Origin of the sequence: Microbispora corallina (genome assembly GCF_016863035.1) — a bacterium.
Taxonomy (GTDB): Bacteria; Actinomycetota; Actinomycetes; order Streptosporangiales; family Streptosporangiaceae; genus Microbispora; species Microbispora corallina.
Window position 1 is genome coordinate 36,661 of sequence record NZ_BOOC01000010.1, and the last position, 17,569, is coordinate 54,229.

Annotated in this window: 17 protein-coding genes; 13 read left to right on the forward strand and 4 right to left on the reverse strand. The window is 73.4% G+C overall.

All coding sequences use genetic code 11. From position 1 onward, the window contains the following. The first annotated feature begins 81 nt into the window (after nt 1-81). Complete coding sequence (locus tag Mco01_RS13310) at nt 82-1,833, forward strand: DEAD/DEAH box helicase (RefSeq protein WP_204057202.1); 1,752 nt, start codon at nt 82-84, stop codon at nt 1,831-1,833. A gap of 61 nt (nt 1,834-1,894) precedes the next feature. Here Mco01_RS13310 and Mco01_RS13315 read toward each other — a convergent pair whose 3' ends face one another. From Mco01_RS13315 to Mco01_RS13325, 3 genes are all read right to left on the reverse strand, one after another. Continuing rightward, nucleotides 1,895-2,503, reverse strand: coding sequence for a hypothetical protein (locus tag Mco01_RS13315; protein WP_204057203.1), 609 nt, complete (start codon nt 2,501-2,503; stop codon nt 1,895-1,897). A 131-nt stretch (nt 2,504-2,634) separates the two neighbouring features. Continuing rightward, nucleotides 2,635-3,207: a nicotinamidase gene (locus Mco01_RS13320; protein WP_204057204.1), complete on the reverse strand. Its 573-nt coding sequence runs from the start codon at nt 3,205-3,207 to the stop codon at nt 2,635-2,637. A 58-nt stretch (nt 3,208-3,265) separates the two neighbouring features. Then, on the reverse strand, nt 3,266-4,549 hold the full coding sequence (locus tag Mco01_RS13325) for a nicotinate phosphoribosyltransferase (protein WP_275410488.1): 1,284 nt from the start codon (nt 4,547-4,549) through the stop codon (nt 3,266-3,268). A gap of 39 nt (nt 4,550-4,588) precedes the next feature. Between Mco01_RS13325 and clpS the strand changes: the two genes are divergently transcribed. The 5 genes from clpS (at nt 4,589) to Mco01_RS13350 (ending at nt 7,302) form a co-directional block, all read left to right on the forward strand. Further along, nucleotides 4,589-4,876, forward strand: a complete 288-nt coding sequence (gene clpS, locus Mco01_RS13330) for an ATP-dependent Clp protease adapter ClpS (RefSeq protein WP_204057205.1) — start codon at nt 4,589-4,591, stop codon at nt 4,874-4,876. Between the two features lie 20 nt (nt 4,877-4,896). Next, nucleotides 4,897-5,421 (forward strand): DUF2017 domain-containing protein, encoded by a 525-nt coding sequence (locus Mco01_RS13335; RefSeq protein WP_036327329.1) that lies wholly within the window; start codon nt 4,897-4,899, stop codon nt 5,419-5,421. 9 nt (nt 5,422-5,430) lie between these two features. Then, nucleotides 5,431-5,844, forward strand: a complete 414-nt coding sequence (locus Mco01_RS13340; protein ID WP_204057206.1) for a M67 family metallopeptidase — start codon at nt 5,431-5,433, stop codon at nt 5,842-5,844. Nucleotides 5,845-6,075: 231 nt separating this feature from the next. After that, on the forward strand, nt 6,076-6,354 hold the full coding sequence (locus Mco01_RS13345; protein WP_036327325.1) for a MoaD/ThiS family protein: 279 nt from the start codon (nt 6,076-6,078) through the stop codon (nt 6,352-6,354). Then, complete coding sequence (locus Mco01_RS13350; protein WP_204057207.1) at nt 6,355-7,302, forward strand: PLP-dependent cysteine synthase family protein; 948 nt, start codon at nt 6,355-6,357, stop codon at nt 7,300-7,302. A gap of 278 nt (nt 7,303-7,580) precedes the next feature. On the opposite strand, the gene Mco01_RS13355 is transcribed toward Mco01_RS13350, so the two are convergent. Beyond that, nucleotides 7,581-9,218 carry a DUF3352 domain-containing protein gene (locus Mco01_RS13355; RefSeq protein WP_204057208.1) on the reverse strand — a complete coding sequence of 546 codons (1,638 nt, stop codon included), beginning with the start codon at nt 9,216-9,218 and terminating at the stop codon, nt 7,581-7,583. 160 nt (nt 9,219-9,378) lie between these two features. On the opposite strand from Mco01_RS13355, the gene Mco01_RS13360 reads away from it, so the two are divergent. The 7 genes from Mco01_RS13360 (at nt 9,379) to Mco01_RS39080 (ending at nt 17,512) form a co-directional block, all read left to right on the forward strand. Further along, complete coding sequence (locus Mco01_RS13360; protein ID WP_204057209.1) at nt 9,379-10,173, forward strand: thioesterase family protein; 795 nt, start codon at nt 9,379-9,381, stop codon at nt 10,171-10,173. A gap of 66 nt (nt 10,174-10,239) precedes the next feature. Beyond that, on the forward strand, nt 10,240-11,076 hold the full coding sequence (gene murI / locus Mco01_RS13365) for a glutamate racemase (RefSeq protein ID WP_036327319.1): 837 nt from the start codon (nt 10,240-10,242) through the stop codon (nt 11,074-11,076). Beyond that, nucleotides 11,073-11,825: an MBL fold metallo-hydrolase gene (locus tag Mco01_RS13370; RefSeq protein WP_204057210.1), complete on the forward strand. Its 753-nt coding sequence runs from the start codon at nt 11,073-11,075 to the stop codon at nt 11,823-11,825. Before murI ends, Mco01_RS13370 begins: the two co-directional genes overlap by 4 nt. A gap of 5 nt (nt 11,826-11,830) precedes the next feature. Then, the gene (rph, locus tag Mco01_RS13375) at nt 11,831-12,556 is read left to right on the forward strand and encodes a ribonuclease PH (RefSeq protein ID WP_204057211.1); all 726 of its coding nucleotides are present in this window, start codon (nt 11,831-11,833) and stop codon (nt 12,554-12,556) included. After that, nucleotides 12,553-13,155, forward strand: coding sequence for an RdgB/HAM1 family non-canonical purine NTP pyrophosphatase (gene rdgB, locus Mco01_RS13380; RefSeq protein ID WP_204057212.1), 603 nt, complete (start codon nt 12,553-12,555; stop codon nt 13,153-13,155). The genes rph and rdgB overlap by 4 nt, the downstream gene beginning before the upstream one ends. Nucleotides 13,156-13,231: 76 nt before the next feature. Next, entirely contained in the window at nt 13,232-14,971 is a 1,740-nt protein-coding gene (locus tag Mco01_RS13385) for a molybdopterin-dependent oxidoreductase (protein ID WP_239103583.1), read from the forward strand. Between the two features lie 132 nt (nt 14,972-15,103). Next, entirely contained in the window at nt 15,104-17,512 is a 2,409-nt protein-coding gene (locus Mco01_RS39080) for a toxin glutamine deamidase domain-containing protein (RefSeq protein ID WP_239103584.1), read from the forward strand. Nucleotides 17,513-17,569: the final 57 nt, after the last annotated feature.

Sequence of the window (17,569 nt, forward strand, 5' to 3'; positions counted from 1 at the left end):
TGGGTCGGGCTACTCTGAGGTCACTGTGAGGGAGCGAACCGATAGAGGCAGCAGTGTTCCGACGAGCTCGGGGAGGCGTTGTTGAGCGTTTCGGCCGCGTCCCATCTGTCCCCCTCCTATCCCGACCGAGCCGCCTGGGGCACCGCGCCCAAGCTCCGCGCGTGGCAGCAGGAGGCGTACGACCTCTACGTCCAGCGTGAGCCCCGCGACTTCCTGACCGTCGCCACCCCCGGCGCCGGCAAGACCACGTACGCCCTGCGGATCGCGAGCGAGCTGCTCAGCCGGGGCGTCATCCGGGCGGTGACCATCGTCACCCCCACCGAGCACCTCAAGCGCCAGTGGGCCGACGCGGCCGCCAGGGTCGGCATCGGCATCGACCCCGAGTTCAAGAACAGCCAGGGCGCGACCTCGCGCGACTACACCGGCGTCGCCGTCACCTACGCCCAGGTCGCCATGCATCCGGCGCTCCACCGGGCCCGCACCGAGGCCCGCAAGACCCTGGTGATCTTCGACGAGATCCACCACGCGGGCGACGCGAAGTCCTGGGGCGACGGCGTGCGCGAGGCGTTCGAGCCGGCCACGCGGCGGCTCGCCCTCACCGGCACGCCGTTCCGGTCCGACGACAGCCCGATCCCGTTCGTCTCCTACGTCGAGGACGGCGACGGCGCGCTGCGCAGCGTCTCCGACTACTCGTACGGGTACGGCCCGGCCCTGGCCGACGGCGTTGTGCGGCCGGTCATCTTCCTGGCCTACTCGGGGGAGATGAAGTGGCGCACCAGGGCCGGCGACGAGATCACCGCGACCCTCGGCACCCCGCTCACGAAGGACCAGCTCTCCCAGGCCTGGCGGGCGGCCCTCGATCCGAAGGGCGACTGGATCCGGCAGGTCATCCACGCGGCCGACCGGCGTCTCACCGAGGTGCGCCGCGGCATGCCCGACGCGGGCGGCCTGGTCATCGCCTCCGACCACGAGTCGGCCCGCGCCTACGCGCGGCACATCCGGGCGGTGACCGGGCAGGGAGCGCACGTCGTGCTCTCCGACGACCCGGGCGCGTCCAAGAAGATCAAGGACTTCGCGGCCTCCGACGACCGGTGGCTGGTCGCGGTGCGGATGGTCTCCGAGGGCGTCGACATTCCCCGGCTGGCCGTCGGCGTCTACGCGACGAGCACCTCGACGCCGCTGTTCTTCGCCCAGGCCGTCGGCCGGTTCGTCCGCGCCCGCAAGCGCGGCGAGACCGCGTCGGTGTTCCTGCCGTCGGTCCCCATCCTGATGGGCCTGGCGGGCGAGATGGAGGCCGAGCGCGACCACGTCCTCGGCCGCCGGCGCGACGAGGACGGGCTCGACGACCTGCTCCTGGAGCAGGCCCAGCAGGAGAAGAAGCAGCCCGACGCGCTGGGCGACGAGCTGCCCTTCCAGACGCTGGAGGCGTCGGCCACCTTCGACCGGGTGCTGTTCGACGGCGGCGAGTTCGGCACGGCCGCCGAGCCGGGGTCCCCGGAGGAGGAGGACTTCATCGGCCTGCCCGGGCTCCTCGAGCCCGACCAGGTGGCGTCGCTGCTGCGCAAGCGCCAGGCCGACCAGCAGGCCGCTCGGCGCAAGACCAAACCCGACCAGGCTCCGCAGCCGCTCGCCCCGCACGAGCAGATCCACGAACTGCGCAAGGAGCTGAACGGCCTCGTCGGCGCGTGGAACCACCGTACCGGCCAGCCGCACGGTGTGATCCACGCGGAGCTGCGCCGTTCCTGCGGCGGCCCGCCCATCGCGCAGGCCACCGCCGAGCAGGTCCGTGAGCGGATCGCGATGATCCGCAAGTGGGCCACCCAGCGCCGCTGACCCGGCCCCCGCTCGCCGTAACCGCCGGACCGCCGGTCGGCCGGGGCGGCCGGGGCTCACGTCAAGCGCGGTGGCGCTGGGGGATACGGCGCCCGGTGTGGCCGTTGATCGCGACATAGCGGCGGTGGTGCCGGATGGGCTGGGTGAGGCGCAGGTCGAGCGAGGCCGTTCCGCCGTTCACGTGCACCGGCACGGTCTGCAGGCCCTCGTGGTGGCGGCTCGGCGTGCCCTCGTGCAGCCACAGCCGCAGCCGTCCCCCGTCGTGGTGCAGCGCGACCGCCGCCGTGTCGCACTCGGCGAACGAGGCCGGCCAGTAGAGCGTGATGCCGTGCAGGACCCGGCCGCGCAGCGACAGCCGTACGGCCTCGGGGGCGAGCATCCGCGAGGCGCAGTCGTCGCCTGCCGAGGGCCGGGCGGCCGCCCCCGGCGGGAGCGGAAGCACCGGCAGGGCGCCCGGCGCCCCCGCACGGGCCGCGGGGCGCGGAGTGAGCACGGCCTCCCGGGTGAGCGGCTCCTCGATGAAGCCGTAGGCCATCGTGGCCGCCTGCAGGCCCGTCAGCGTGACCCCCGCGAGCACGCGGAGCGACGCGGCGCGGTGCCGCCCGAACAGGAGCCAGACGCAGACGGGGGTCAGGACGAGCCAGGAGAGTCCGAGCAGGATCGCGAGCATCGGGCCGCCAATCGACGAGGAGCTGTCGCTCTAGGTAATACACCCGTGACGCTGCGTGGTGAAGTCATTGACCGCCCCGCCGCTCCCGCGTCGGCGAATCTCCCCGGCGCCCGCGACCCTCGGAAAGGCCGTCAGGACCGGACGACGGGCGTCCCCACGAGCTCCACCCCGGCTCCCGACAGCTGGGTGAGCGCGGCGTCCGTGGTGGGCCGGGCCACCCCGGCCGTCAGGTCGAGCAGGATCCGTACGCCGAAGCCCTCGCGGGCCGCGTCCAGGGCGGTCGCCCGCACGCAGTGGTCGGTGGCGATGCCGACGACGTCGAGGGCCTCGACGCCGCGCTCCCGCAGCCATGCGGCGAGCCCGGTGCCGCCGGCCGTGGCGCCCTCGAAGCCGCTGTACGCCGCCTGGCGCTCGCCCTTGCTGAAGACCTCCTCGACCTTCGCGGTGTCGAACGCCGGGTGGAACTCGGCCCCCGGCGTCCCCACGACGCAGTGGGCGGGCCAGGTGTCCACGTAGTCGGGCTCGGCGGCGAAGTGGGCGCCCGGGTCGACGTGGTAGTCGCGGGTGGCCACCACGTGGTCGTACCGGTGGGCGGCGACGTGGCGGCTGATCGCCGCGGCGACCTCGGAGCCGCCGCCGACCGGGAGGCTGCCGCCCTCGCAGAAGTCGTTCTGCACGTCGACGACGACGAGCGCTGTCTTCATGGGATCACCTCGCGATCGCGAGAGACCGGCGTCGTCCTCAAGCGCCGGTCTCCCGCGATCAATTGAAGATAGTAGGGACTGCGGGGTCTCCAGGGGAGAGGCTGCACGCTTCGAGCGGCAACTCCTCCAGCGTCGCGCGGTGCCGCTCCCGGGCCGCGCCGAGCGGTTCGCGGCCGACGACCTCGCCCTCGCGGACCAGTTCGGCCAGCAGCGGACGGTCCCGGCCCTCGATGGGGGCGCCGGTGACGATCTCACCGATGGCCGTGCCGCCGCTGGTCCGGCGGTAGGCCCACTTGCGGCCGCCCCTGCTCGGCTTGCCCACCGACCGCTTGGCGACGGGCAGCATCTCGCCGCCGGGACCCTCCCGGGCCACCAGCTTGTACACGAGGCTGGCCGTCGGGTGGCCAGAGCCGGTGGACAGGGCCGTCCCCACCCCGTACGCGTCGACGGGGGCGGCCGTGAGCGCCGCGATGGCGAACTCGTCCAGGTCGCCGGTCACGACGATCTTGGTGTGGTCGGCGCCGTACCCGTCGAGCTGCTTGCGCACGTCCACGGCGGCGGCCGCGAGGTCGCCGGAGTCGATGCGCACGGCGCCGAGGTCGGCCCCGGCCAGCTCGACGGCGGTGCGGACGGCCTTGGCCACGTCGTAGGTGTCGACGAGCAGGGTGGTGCCGAGCCCCAGCGAGTCGAGCTGGGCCCGGAACGCCTCCTCCTCCGAGTCGTGGAGCAGCACGAACGCGTGGGCCGCCGTGCCCGCCGTGGGAACGCCGTACAGGCGCCCGGCCATCAGGTTGGACGTGGAGGAGAAGCCGCACAGGTACGCGGCCCGGGCGGCGGCGACGGCGGCGCTCTCGTGGGTGCGGCGGGAGCCCATCTCGATCAGCGGCCGGTCGCCCGCGGCGCGGACCATCCGGGAGGCGGCGGCCGCGATGGCGCAGTCGTGGTTGAAGATCGACAGGATGACGGTCTCCAGGAGCACGGCCTCGGCGAAGGTGCCCTCCACCACCATGATCGGCGAGCCCGGGAAGAACGCCTCACCCTCGCGATAGCCGTACACATTTCCGGAAAACCGGTAATCGGCGAGAAACGCCAGAGTCCGCTCGTCGACGATCCGGGCCGCCCGGAGAAACTCCAGATCGTCGTCCCGGAAGCGGAACCCCTCCAGCGCGTCGAGGACGCGGGCGGTCCCGGCCACCACGCCGTACCGCCTCCCACCCGGCAGCCTGCGGGCGAACACCTCGAAGACGGCGCGGCGGTTCGCCGCCCCGCTGGCGAGGGCGCCCTGGAGCATCGTCAGCTCGTACTGATCGGTCAGCAGCGCGGTCCCGATGGTCGTTGGCACGTGTCGAAGACTACGACCGCGGTGGTGCAGGATGGTTACGTGGGTAGCACCGCTCCAGCCGAGGTTGAGCGTCCCGCGTCGGACGTGCGTCCCGACCTGCCCTGGCTCACGATCGTGTGGAACGACCCGGTCAACCTCATGTCGTACGTCACCTACGTGTTCCAGACGGTCTTCGGGTACTCCCGCGAGAAGGCCGAGAAGCTGATGCTGGACGTCCACCACAAGGGCAAGGCCGTGGTCGCCAGCGGCACCCGCGAGGAGATGGAGCGCGACGTGCAGATCCTCCACTCCTACGGGCTGTGGGCCACCGTCCAGCGGGACTCGTAGGCCGCGGGCCGAGGAGGGGCATGAGCACCGGTTTCAAGGCGACGCGCGACGGCGTCTCCATCCACCTCGACCCGGGTGAGGTGTCGATCCTGCGGTCGCTGGTGTCGCAGATCCTGGGCCTGGTCGAGCCGGGCTCGACGGGCGACGACCCGCTGGAGCGCGCTCTCGGCATCGGCTCGGCCGCCGCGCCCGCCGACCCCGTGCTCGCCCGGCTGTTCCCCTCGGCGTACGCCGACGACGAGGAGGCGGCCGACGAGTTCCGGCGCTACACGGAGGCGACGCTCCGCGACGGGAAGCGGGCCGACGCGGCCACCCTGCTGGAGACGGCGGCGCCCGGCAGGCTGCACCTCACGTCCGAGCAGGGGCAGGCGTGGCTGCGGGCCATCAACGACGTGCGGCTCGCGCTGGGCGTCCGGCTGGAGGTCACCGAGGAGATCCACGAGGAGATCGCGGCGATGTCCGAGGACGACCCCCGCTATCCGGCGCTGGTGACCTACGACTGGCTGACCTACCTGCAGGACACCCTGGTCCGCGCGCTTTGGTAGTTTGCCCGCATGCTGACGATCTCACGCGAGCTGGTCGACAGGATCGTGGCCCACGCCCGGGCCGACCACCCCGACGAGGCGTGCGGCGTGGTCGCCGGTCCGGCCGGCTCCGACCGGCCCGAGCGGTTCGTCCCCATGGAGAACGCCGAGCGGTCGCCCACGTTCTACCGCTTCGACTCGATGGAGCAGTTCCGCGTGTGGCGTGAGATGGACGACCGGGACGAGGTGCCGGTGGTCATCTACCACTCCCACACGGCGACCGAGGCCTACCCCTCGCGGACCGACGTCAGCTACGCCTCCGAGCCGGACGCCCACTACGTCCTGGTGTCCACGGCCTCCGACGACCCGCAGTTCCGGTCCTTCCGCATCGTCGAGGGCGTCGTCACCGAGGAGGACGTCAAGATCGTGGAAGCGTACGGCTAGACTGGCGGCATGCCCATGGATGACGCCCGCCGCGTGTCGTCTCCGGCTGTGCCGCGTCGCCGGGTGCGCCCCGGATCTCCTGTTCGGCCGTGCCTGTTCGCGCACACGCCGTCCGTCGTCGTGTACGACTGTCGCTGAGCGTTCCGCGCCGGAATCCACACCCACCTGACCATGTTCCAATCAGGTGGACGCCCACCAGTGACGACAAATGATCAAGGAGATTGAGCCGCGATGGCCATCGAGGTCCGCATTCCGACCATCCTCCGCACCTACACCGATGGCGCCAAGGCGGTCGACGCCACGGGATCCACCCTCGAAGAGCTGATCGGCGACCTGGAGTCGCGCCACCCCGGTCTGAAGGACCGGCTGGTGGACGGGGGCGCCCTGCGCCGCTTCGTGAACGTCTATCTCAACGACGAGGACGTCCGTTTCCTCGGCGGCCTGGAGACTCCCGTCTCGGACGGCGACACGGTGACCGTGCTGCCGGCCGTCGCGGGCGGAGCCCGCTAGATGCGCTTCGACTCGTTGATCGACTCGGTCGGCCGGACCCCTCTGGTCGGCCTGCCCCGGCTGTCGCCGTCCGGCGACGTGCGGATCTGGGCCAAGCTGGAGGACCGGAACCCGACCGGGTCGATCAAGGACCGTCCCGCGCTGTGGATGGTCGAGCAGGCCGAGAAGGACGGGCTGCTCACGCCCGGCTGCACGATCCTGGAGCCGACGTCCGGCAACACCGGCATCTCGCTGGCCATGTCGGCCCGCCTCAAGGGGTACCGGCTGATCTGCGTCATGCCGGAGAACACCTCGGAGGAGCGCCGCCAGCTGCTGCGCATGTGGGGCGCGGAGATCATCTCCTCGCCCGCGGCGGGCGGGTCGAACGAGGCCGTCCGGGTCGCCAAGGGCCTGGCCGCCGAGCACCCTGACTGGGTGATGCTCTACCAGTACGGCAACCCGGCCAACTGGCGGTCCCACTACGAGTCCACCGGCCCGGAGATCCTCGAGGACCTGCCGACCGTGACCCACTTCGTCGCCGGCCTCGGCACGACGGGGACGCTCATGGGGGTCGGCCGCTACCTGCGCGAGCACGTCCCCGACGTGAAGATCGTCGCGGCGGAGCCCCGCTACGGCGAGCTGGTGTACGGCCTGCGCAACGTCGACGAGGGCTTCGTCCCCGAGCTGTACGACGAGTCGGTGCTGACCACCCGCTACTCGGTCACCTCCGCCGACGCCCTGCGGCGCACCCGCGAGCTGCTGGCCACCGAGGGCATCTTCGCGGGCATCTCGACCGGCTGCGCCCTGCACGCGGCGCTCGGCATGGCCCGCAAGGCCGTCGAGGCGGGAGAGCGGGCCGACATCGTGTTCGTCGTCGCCGACGGCGGCTGGAAGTACCTGTCCACCGGCGCCTACGAGGGCACGCTCGGCGAGGCCGAAGACCGCCTCGAGGGCCAGCTCTGGGCGTAGGTCGTCTTTCGCGGACCATGGGCGGGGCGGCCTCCGCCGGACACTCCCCCGACTCCCTTCGGGGGTCCCCGGTTCTTGCGCCGTTCCGGCCCAACCGCGGAGCGGCGGGCCGGACGGTGGCCTACGATGTGCAGTGATCTTGCAGAAGCGTGTGTGCAGCGCGCGGACCAGCGCCGCCACTCGTCGTGGTCGTGGTTTCGGCGCGCGATCCCACGCCCACGGGCGGCGCCGCCCAGGTCCGCTCGCCACGTGCTTCTGCAAGATCACCAGGGTTGTGCTCAGTCGAAGACGACGCGGAGGGCGAAGGTCGTCTCGGTGGGGGTCTGCCGGCCGCTGAGCCCGACGGCCCGCAGCGCCTGGACGTCGGCCCGCTCGCCCTCGGGCAGGCCGTTCAGGTAGAGCTTCTCGGCCTTGTCGAGGTCGGCGTAGACCGCATAGGTGGCGTTCGCGGCGTCCGGCACGGCCAGGCGGAAGGTCTCGTCGTCGCCCAGCGCGCCCTTCTGCGCCAGCCTGCCGGCGTACTCCTGGGAGCTCGCCACCACCACAGTGCCGTCACCGGAGCTCCGTGCGAGCTGGACGGGCTCGCCGGAGTCGGCGAGGAACTTCTCCAGCTTGTCCAGCACCTGCCCGGCCTTGTCCGGGTCGGTCGCGAGTACGGCGCCCACGTTCGGCTGGTCGCCGTCGAGGCCCTGCTCGTCCACGGCGACGGTGAGGCTCGTGCCGAGCAGCGTCACCAGGTCGTCCGGGAGCGCCAGGCCGTACTGCTGCTTCGCCTGCTCCACGAAGCGGGTGAAGGACTCGCCCTCCGCGCCGGAGCGGGCCGTCTCCTCGATGGCGGGCCACTGCCGTCCGAGGATGTCGCCGAGCCCGGAGAACGCGGCCGCGCCCACGGTCGAGGCGGGCAGCTCGCCGATCCGGACGGGCCGAGCCGACCCCGTCGTCAGGGTGCCGCCGCGGGCGACGCCCGCGAGCTCGGCGTAGCTCCCGTCGAAGCGGAGGGCGCCCGCGAGGCGCGCGCCGCGCAGGGGCTGGAGCGCCGCGCTGGACTCCTGTCCCGCGGCCGACGCGACCTTCTCCAGGTCGGCCCAGAAGGACAGCACGCCCTGCTCGCCGAGGGCCTTCATGTCGCCGTCGAAGCCCGGGTCGCGCGACAGCGGGGCGGCCGCCGCGTAGGCGTCGGCCTGCCGCTGGGTGGGGGCGAGCAGCGCGTAGCCGTCGCGGAACGCGAGGCCGGCGTGGTCCGCGCCCAGCTTGGCCAGCCCCGAGCGGGCCGCCGCCTCGTCCTTCACCTGGACGGCCAGCGCGACGTCCGGCTCGCCGCCCTTCCCGCGCTGGGGGAGCACGGCGAGGCCGATCCGGTCGCCAAGCCACGGCTCGACGTCCCGCGCGTAGTCGACCGACGCCAGGTCCTGCTCGCCCTGTCGCAGGGCCTCGAACACGGCCTTCCTGGGGTCGTCGCCGGTGAACGAGTCCCGCGTGGCGGAGAACTTGCGGGCGATCTGGAAGAGCGCCACCTTCTGCCCGGCCGACGGGTCGAGGTCGAGGCGGACGTAGGCGATCGCGCCGCCCGGCAGGACGTCCTGCGGCTGGCTGCCGCCCCCGCTGAGCCGGGACATCGCCCACACGCCGCCGCCGGACAGCAGGCCCACGACCACAGCCGCCACGATCGCGACGATCCAGCCGCGGCCCTTACGACGAGGAGCGGCCGGGGGCGGCGCGGCCGGGCCGGGGACCGTGCCGTACCCGATCTCCTCGGGCTCGTCCCACTGGGGCAGCCGCCGGGTGTGCCCGGCGTCCTGCGGCGCTCCGGCGGAGGGGCCGGCGGGCCGGAAGGCCCGGGGCGTCCGGTAGGCGACGGTCCGGTCCAGGTCCTGGTCGTCCGGGAAGGGGTACCCGGAGGTCGTGTCGGAGGGCATGGCTCACTCGCTAGGGGGAGTCGTCGGTGGTCGCCCCGACCGTAGGCCGGGACGCTAGCGAGTCGCTTGCATCACACTTGACCGCCCTCGGGGGGCCGGTGGGAGCCGCCACGCTACAGTAATGAACAGAACAACATTCGGGAAAAGAGCGAGGGGTGCCGTGACGAAGTTCGACGAGGCAACGCAGGCGATCCGCGTCGACGACACGACCTATGACGTGTGCCTCGACGACGCCTACTCCATCGGCGGCCCCCTGAACGGCGGATACCTGCTGGCCACCGTCCTGCGGGCGGTCGTGGACTCCTCGCCGCACGCGCACCCCGTCTCGACGAGCGCCCAGTTCCTGCGGGCCCCCGCCCCCGGCCCGGCCAGGGTCGAGGTCGAGACGCTCAAGGCGGGGCGGACCGCCGCCATGAGCCGGGCCCGGCTGGTCAGGGACGGCGTGCCGTACATCGAGACGCTGGTCACCACGGCCACCCTCGACGCGGAGGCCGAGCCGTTCTGGTCGGACACGCCGTCGGCGCCGATGCCGGCCTCGGACGGCTGCGTGCGGCTGCCGGACCCGAAGCCCGAGTCGAACATGAACTTCAACGCCCAGGTGGAGCTGCTGTTCGACCCCCCGACGATCGGATGGCTCTCGGGCGAGCCGACGGGCAGGCCCGAGTCGCGGGCGTACTTCCGGATGGCCGAGCCGCAGGACCCCGACCCGTACGTCCTGGCGCTCGCGGTGGACGCGCTGCCGCCCGTCGTGTTCTCGGCCGGGGGACGCGGGTGGGCCCCGACGGTCGAGCTGACCTGGCATCTGCGGGCGCTGCCCGCGCCCGGGTGGCTGACGCTCATCGGCGGCGGGCGGCTCGTCAGCGACGGCTGGTTCGACGAGGAGGTCGAGGTGTGGGACGCGGCCGGCCGCCTGGTCGCCCAGTCACGCCAGCTCGCCCGGGTGGGCAGGGGCTGAGAGTTTCCCGCCGTGTGAGGATTCTTACCGTGATCGGTTCCGGGCGGTCCCCTAACCTTGGGAACCGTGCCGGACAACAGCGGGGCCATCGGGATCTTCGACAGCGGGGTGGGCGGCCTGACCGTCGCCCGGGCCATCATCGACCAGCTGCCCCATGAATCGATCTTCTACGTGGCCGACACGGCGCGTCAGCCGTACGGGCCGAAGACCATAGCCGAGCTCCGCGCGTACGCGCTGGAGGTGATGGACCACCTCGTCGAGCACGACGTGAAGATGCTGGTCATCGCCTGCAACAGCGCCAGTTCCGCGGTGCTGAGGGACGCCAGGGAGCGGTACGACGTCCCGGTCGTCGAGGTGATCCAGCCCGCCGCCCGCCGGGCCGCCCAGGCGACCAGGAACGGCAGGGTCGGCGTGATCGGCACGCGGGCCACCGTCGAGTCGATGGCCTACCACGACGCGTTCGCCGCCGCCCCGCAGATCGAGCTCGTCACGGTCGCCGCTCCGCTGCTCGTCGACTTCGTCGAGCGCGGCGAGACGATGAGCGACGAGCTCATCGAGGTCATCCGGGGCTACCTCAAGCCGATCCAGGACGCCGGCTGCGACACGCTCGTCCTCGGGTGCACCCATTACCCCCTGCTGACCGGCGCCCTGTCATACGTCGCCGGAGACGGGGTAACGCTCGTGTCCAGCGCGGAGGAGACCGCCAAGGACGTCTACCGGATCCTGCTCGACCGGGGGCTGTCCAACGGCGAGGCCCACCCGGTGCACCGCTTCCGCGCCACGGGCGACACGGCCCTGTTCGAAGAGCTGGGGCAGCGGTTCCTCGGGCCCGAGATCCAGTCCGTGGAGCCCGCGCCGGTGGGCGTCCGCCCCGGCGAGGCCGGCTTTGGGAGGTCGCGATGAAGGTGACGATCATCGGGTGCTCGGGCAGCTTCCCCGGCCCCGACAGCCCCTCCTCCTGTTATCTCCTGGAGGCCGAGGGCTTCCGGCTGCTGGTCGACTTCGGCAACGGCGCGCTCGGGGCGCTCCAGCGGCACCTCGGCCTGTACGACGTCGACGCGATCCTGCTGTCCCACCTGCACGCCGACCACTGCCTCGACCTGTGCGCCTACCACGTCGTACGGACCTACACGCCGCGGGGCCCGCTGCCGAGGGTGCCGGTGCACGCCCCCGGAGGGGCCGCCAGGCGGCTCAACGCGGCGTACGGCATGCCGGACGAGCCGGTCCTGGAGAGCTCCTTCGACTTCGTCCGCCTGTCGGCCGGCACCCGGCACATCGGCCCGTTCGAGGTCACGGCCGCGCCGATGAACCACCCCGTCGAGACGTACGGCGTCCGCGTCTCCCACGGGGGCCGCTCGGTGGCGTACTCCGCCGACACGGGCGAGTCCGCCGAACTGGTGAAGCTGGCCCACGAGGCCGACCTGCTGCTGTGCGAGGCGTCCTTCCTCGACGGGCCGTCGCTGACCCCCGGCCTCCATCTGACCGGCCGGCAGGCGGCCGAGCACGCGGCGCGGGCCGGGGTGGGCACGCTGGTCCTCACGCACCTCGTCCCCTGGCACGACCCGCGCCGCGTCCTGGAGGAGGCGGCGGACGGCGGGTTCGGCGGCCGGATGGAGTTGGCGCGGAGCGGGGCCGTCTATGACCTAGGGTGACCACTATGGCTCGTATCGACGGTCGCCTGCCCGACCAGCTTCGTCCTGTGACAATCACCCGTGACTGGCTCGCCCACGCCGAGGGATCGGTGCTGGTCGAGTTCGGCGGGACGAAGGTGCTGTGCGCCGCGACCGTCGAGACCGGCGTCCCCCGCTGGCGCAAGGGAAGCGGGCTCGGCTGGGTCACCGCCGAGTACGCCATGCTGCCCCGCTCCACGAACACCCGCAGTGACCGCGAGTCGGTCCGCGGCAAGATCGGCGGGCGCACCCATGAGATCTCCCGGCTGATCGGCCGGTCCCTGCGGGCCTGCGTGGACTACAAGGCCCTGGGGGAGAACTCGATCCTCCTCGACTGCGACGTCCTGCAGGCCGACGGCGGCACCCGGACGGCCGCGATCACCGGCGCGTACGTCGCGCTCGCCGACGCCGTGGCCTGGATGCGCAAGCGGCGGATGTGCCCGGGCGACCCCCTGGTCGACTCGGTGGCGGCCGTCTCCGTCGGCATCGTCGGCTCCGAGCCCCTGCTCGACCTCGACTACAGCGAGGACGTCAAGGCCGAGACCGACATGAACGTGGTGATGACCGGCCGGGGCGAGTTCGTCGAGGTCCAGGGCACGGCCGAGGGCGCGCCGTTCGACCGGGCCGTGCTCGACGGCCTGCTCGACCTGGCCGCCGCGGGCTGCGCCGAGCTCACCCGGGTGCAGGCCGAGGTCCTGGGAGTGCCGGCATGACCAGGGTGGTCCTGGCCACGCGCAACGCCGGGAAGATCGTCGAGCTGCGCCGGATCCTGGCCGAGGCCGGGGTGCCGGTCGACCTGGTCGGGCTCGAGGAGTTCCCGCACATCGGAGAGGTCGCCGAGACCGGTCTCACCTTCGCAGAGAACTCCCTGCTCAAGGCGCACGCCGTCGCGTCCGCCAGCGGCCTGCCCGCCGTGGCCGACGACTCGGGGCTCTGCGTCGACGCGCTGAACGGCATGCCGGGGATCTTCTCGGCCCGCTGGTCCGGCAGCCACGGCGACGACAAGGCCAACCTCGACCTGCTGCTCGCGCAGGTCGGCGACGTGCCGGACGGCCGCCGGCAGGCCCACTTCGCGTGCACGGCCGCGCTCGCCCTGCCGTCCGGGGAGGAGCACGTGGTCGAGGGCTTCGTCCACGGGGTGCTCATCCGCGAGCCTCGGGGGAGCAACGGGTTCGGGTACGACCCGATCTTCGTGCCGGACGGCGAGACCCGCACGACGGCCGAGATGTCGGCCGAGGAGAAGGACGCCATCAGCCACCGCGGCAAGGCCTTCCGCGCCCTCGCCCTGATCATGGGCAGGGTCCTCGCCTGACCGGCGGACGGCCCCGCCTCGGTCGCGTAATCGGCCCGTAAGACCTCGGCCGGCGGCCGGGCGTAGCGTTCGACGTGTGAACGCACAACCCTTCCGCGTGCCCGCGTGGGCGGCGGCCCTGGCGGGTGTGGCCGCCGGAGCGGTGGCGCTGGGCACGTCCCAGCTCGTCGCCGGGCTGACCAACCCGGAGGCGTCCCCGGTGGTCGCCGTCGGGGACGCCGTGGTCGACGCCACCCCCGCCGGCCTCAAGGAATGGGCCATCCGGACGTTCGGCTCGTCCGACAAGCTCGCGCTGATCGGCGGCATCCTCGTCGTGCTCGCGCTCGTCGCCGCCGGGCTCGGCCTGCTCGCCCGCCGCCGGATCCGGTACGGCACGGGCGGTCTCGCCGTGTTCGCGCTCGTCGGCGCCGTGGCGGCGGTCACCCGCCCCGACTCGGGGGCGCTCGACGTGCTGCCGTCCGTCCTGGGGGCCGCGGCGGGCGCGTGGGCGCTCACGCGGCTGTTCCGCCGCGCCGAACCCGAGGTGCGGGAGTGGGACCGGCTCGCCGCGCCCGCCGACACGACCGCCTGGACGTCGCCCTTCGCCGAGCCCGTACGGGCGGGCGCCGACGCGGCCACCCTCGCCGACACGGGAGGCGGGCCCGTCCGCACCGCGCCGGCCGGGACGTCGGACTCCGGCGGCGAGGCGGAGGGGACGGCGGCGGAGAGGCCGCCCGTCATGCGAGCGGGCGGCGAGCCCTACGCGTTCGACCGGCGGCGGCTGCTGACCGGCGTGGCGGTGACCGTCGGCGTCGCCGGTGCGGCGGGGCTGGGCGGGCGGCTGCTGTCCGGCTTCCGGGACGTCGACCTGGCCCGCCGGGACGTCGCCCGGACGCTGCCACGCGCCGCGGTCCCGGCCCGGCCCATCCCCGCGGGGGCCGATTTCCGGATACCCGGCCTGTCGCCGTTCGTCACGCCCAACACCGACTTCTACCGTGTCGACACGGCCCTCGTCGTGCCCTCGGTCGACCCGGCGGCCTGGACGCTGAAGATCCACGGCCTGGTGGACCGGCCCGTCGAACTGACCTTCGCGGAGCTCCTCAAGCGGCCTCTCGTCGAGGCCGACGTCACCCTCACCTGCGTGTCCAACGACGTCGGCGGGCCGTACATCGGCAACGCCCGCTGGCTCGGCGCCCGCCTGGCCGACGTGCTGCGCGAGGCCGGCATCCGCCGCGACGCCGACATGCTGCTCAGCGTCTCCCAGGACGGCTGGACCTGCGGCACCCCGGTCGACATCGTCATGGACGGCCGCGACGCCCTGCTCGCCGTCGCCATGAACGGCGAGGTGCTCCCGGCGGCCCACGGATTCCCCGTGCGCCAGGTCGTCCCCGGCCTGTACGGGTACGTCTCCGCGACCAAGTGGGTCACCGAGATCAAGGTCACCCGGTTCGACAGCGACGAGGCCTACTGGACCCCGCGCGGCTGGTCGGCCAAGGGGCCGATCAAGACCGAGTCGAGGATCGACGTGCCCAGGGACGGGGACGACGTCTCGGGCGGCCGCACCACGATCGCGGGCGTCGCATGGGCCCAGCACCGGGGGGTCGCGGCGGTCGAGGTGCAGGTCGACGGCGGGCCGTGGCGTCAGGCGACGCTGGCGGACGTCCCCGGGCCGGACACCTGGCGGCAGTGGTCGATCCAACAGGACCTCCCGAAGGGCCGGCACACCATTTCCGTACGGGCGACGGACGTGACCGGCTACACCCAGACCCCTGTGGAGGCGCCGCCCGCCCCCGATGGAGCCACCGGATACCACTCGATCGTGGTCCAGGTTCGCTGACCGCCCATCGACGGCCATTTCCGGGCGAACCACGGGGCCGTACGTCTGGAGTTGGAAAAACCCGCCGTAGCGTCCGCCGGGCCGCCTCTAGCATCGGCACCCTGATGTGCGCGAGGGAGGGGGCCACAGCGCGTGAACCAGGAAAGGGCCCGACGGCACGCCAGGTGGCGGTTGCCGTCGGGCGTGTACAACCCCGTCGTGACGGCGGACGGCCGCCGGTGGCGCGACTACGAGCAGGCCGCCGAGGCGCCGGCTCCGTCGCTCGAGGACAGGCGGATGGAGCTTCTCGTCCCGGCCCTGACGAACGGCGCGCAGGCCTTGGGCGTCGCCGTCGCGCACGGCCGGGGAAACGGCGTGACCGGCGGGAACGGCACGTCACCGGCGGCGGTCGGGGGGAACGCCGCCGGAGACGCCCACGACGCCTCGGGTGACCGTTCGGACGCTGATCCGGATGCTGTCTCGGGTGCCGTGGAGCAGACGGACCGGGTCCCGGAGGAGACCTCGGCGGTGTCCGGGGACGAGGAGCCGGACGCCCCTGGAGAGGCTCCGGCGGCCGCCGGGTTACCCATGTCTCGGGCTGGCGAGGCGCAGGCCTGCGCCTCCGAGCCGGGAGAACCGGGAGAGCGATACGAGCCCGGCGAGACGACGCCCCCGGCCGAGGCGTGCCCGGACCTCGCGGTGCCCGGCGCGCTCGGCGCCGAAGAGACCGTGCGGGACGCCGCCACGCCCGCGCCGGTTCCGTCGCAGAGCTCAGAGGGCCACCGCGATTCCGGCCTGGCGGACGAGCGGCCCGGTCTCGCCGCTCCCGGCGCAGACGCCGCGCACGGCTTCGGCGAGCCCGGTCCCACGCCGATGGCGGGAGATGGCCGGACCTGTGACGCTGCGGACGGTCGTGGCGAGCCGGGTCCCGTGCCGATGGCGGAAGATGGCCAGACGGGTGACGCCGCGGACGGCGGTGGCGCGGTCGAGCGGTCCGAGGCCGTGGACGCGGGCGATCCGGACGGTGACGAAGAGCCCGACCTGGACGAGCACGACCGGACCGGGTCGGACGTTCCCGTTGATGCTCTGGGCGAGTCCGCCGAAGGGCAGGGCGCCGCCGCGTATGACGCCCTCGCCCCGGTCGGCGACGGTGACGGCGCCGGTGCCGCCGTTCCTGTCTCGGCCCGGCGGGCCGGGCAATCCGCGGCGGAGGCCGCGATCGCCACGGCGTACCCCCTTGAGAGCGTGCGGCCCGCCGACGAGTTCCCGCTCTCCGGCCTCGCCGTGCCGCCCCGCCAGGCGGTGCAACCGGACGGGGTAGAGCCGGACGTGATGGCCCGGGCCCGCCTTGCGGCACGGGTGCGGCAGCCGGAGGAGGCGGAGGAGAGCACCGCTGTGCGGGCGGAGACGCCGACCGATCCGCTGCCGTACCCCCTGGCCGCCCCGGTGGCCGCGGACCACCGGGAGCCCGGGTTCGCGGCACCGCCTCACGGGCCCGCGCCCACGGCGGACCCCGACCTCCCGGCCCGCGTCGCCCACCAGCCGAGCCAGAGCGTGCGGCGCACGCCGGTGGCGGACGCGGTCCGCGCGTTCAAGGCCGAGGCGATGGCCGCGGCCTACGACGACACGGCCGACGCAGCCGACGCAGCCGCCGAGGACGCGACTCAGGACGTGGTCGCCGCGAACCCCGACGGGTCGGCCGGTGGAGGGACGGCCGTTCCTCACGGGCCGGAGGCCGGCACCGATCGCCTCCCGGGCGGGCGCATGGGCGACCTGATGGCCGACCTGCTGGGGAGCCCGGCACGGCCCGAACCGAGATCGGCGCACCCCGAGCTGACGGCCAGGCCGCTGCCCGGCCTGAACGGCGACCCGCTGGCGGACGCCCTGGCCGCGAAGCTGTTCACACAGGTCGAGGGCCTGTGGACGACCGCCTTCGACGAGGCGGAGCGTGACTGGCTCGACCGGTCGTCCCGCCCGCCGAGGCTGGAGCACACCCGCCCGTACGGCAGGCCGGGAGGGCTCGCCGAGCCCGACCCGGAGACGCGGCAGAGCCTCGTCCAGGCCGTGAGCGGACGCTTCCCCGACCCCCGGGGCACGTGGATCAGGCTGATCAACGCCGAGGGGCCGTCGGAGGACCCGTTCAGGTCGAACAACGCCGTCGACTGCGCCCTGTCCGTCATGTCCACCTGGCACGGCGAGCCGGTGGTCGCGGCGCGGCGGCTGCCGGAGTTCGACCCGAACGGACGGCCGCTGCTGACCGGCGAGACGGGCGGGGTGACCCGGGCCGAGGAGTGGCTGGGGCAGCGCTTCGAGTACGTGGGGCACGGCCGCCGCGCCTACGTGGCCATCGCGCAGCGGCTGATCTTCGGCGGGCACGGCGCCGCCGCCGTCCTCATCACCCGCTGGCCAGGCGGCGGCAGCCACGCCTGGAACGCCGTCAACTGCCGGGGCGAGGTGCTCTGGATCGACGCGCAGCGCGGGCACATGGCCCTCGAACCGCCGTACGAGGACGTGACCGGGGTGTTCGCGGTGGTCATCGACCGCCAAGGCCAGCGGCTCTGACCCCGGCGCACGGAAGGGGCGGGCCGGTCGGCCCACCCCTTCCGTCGTCGGTCCCGC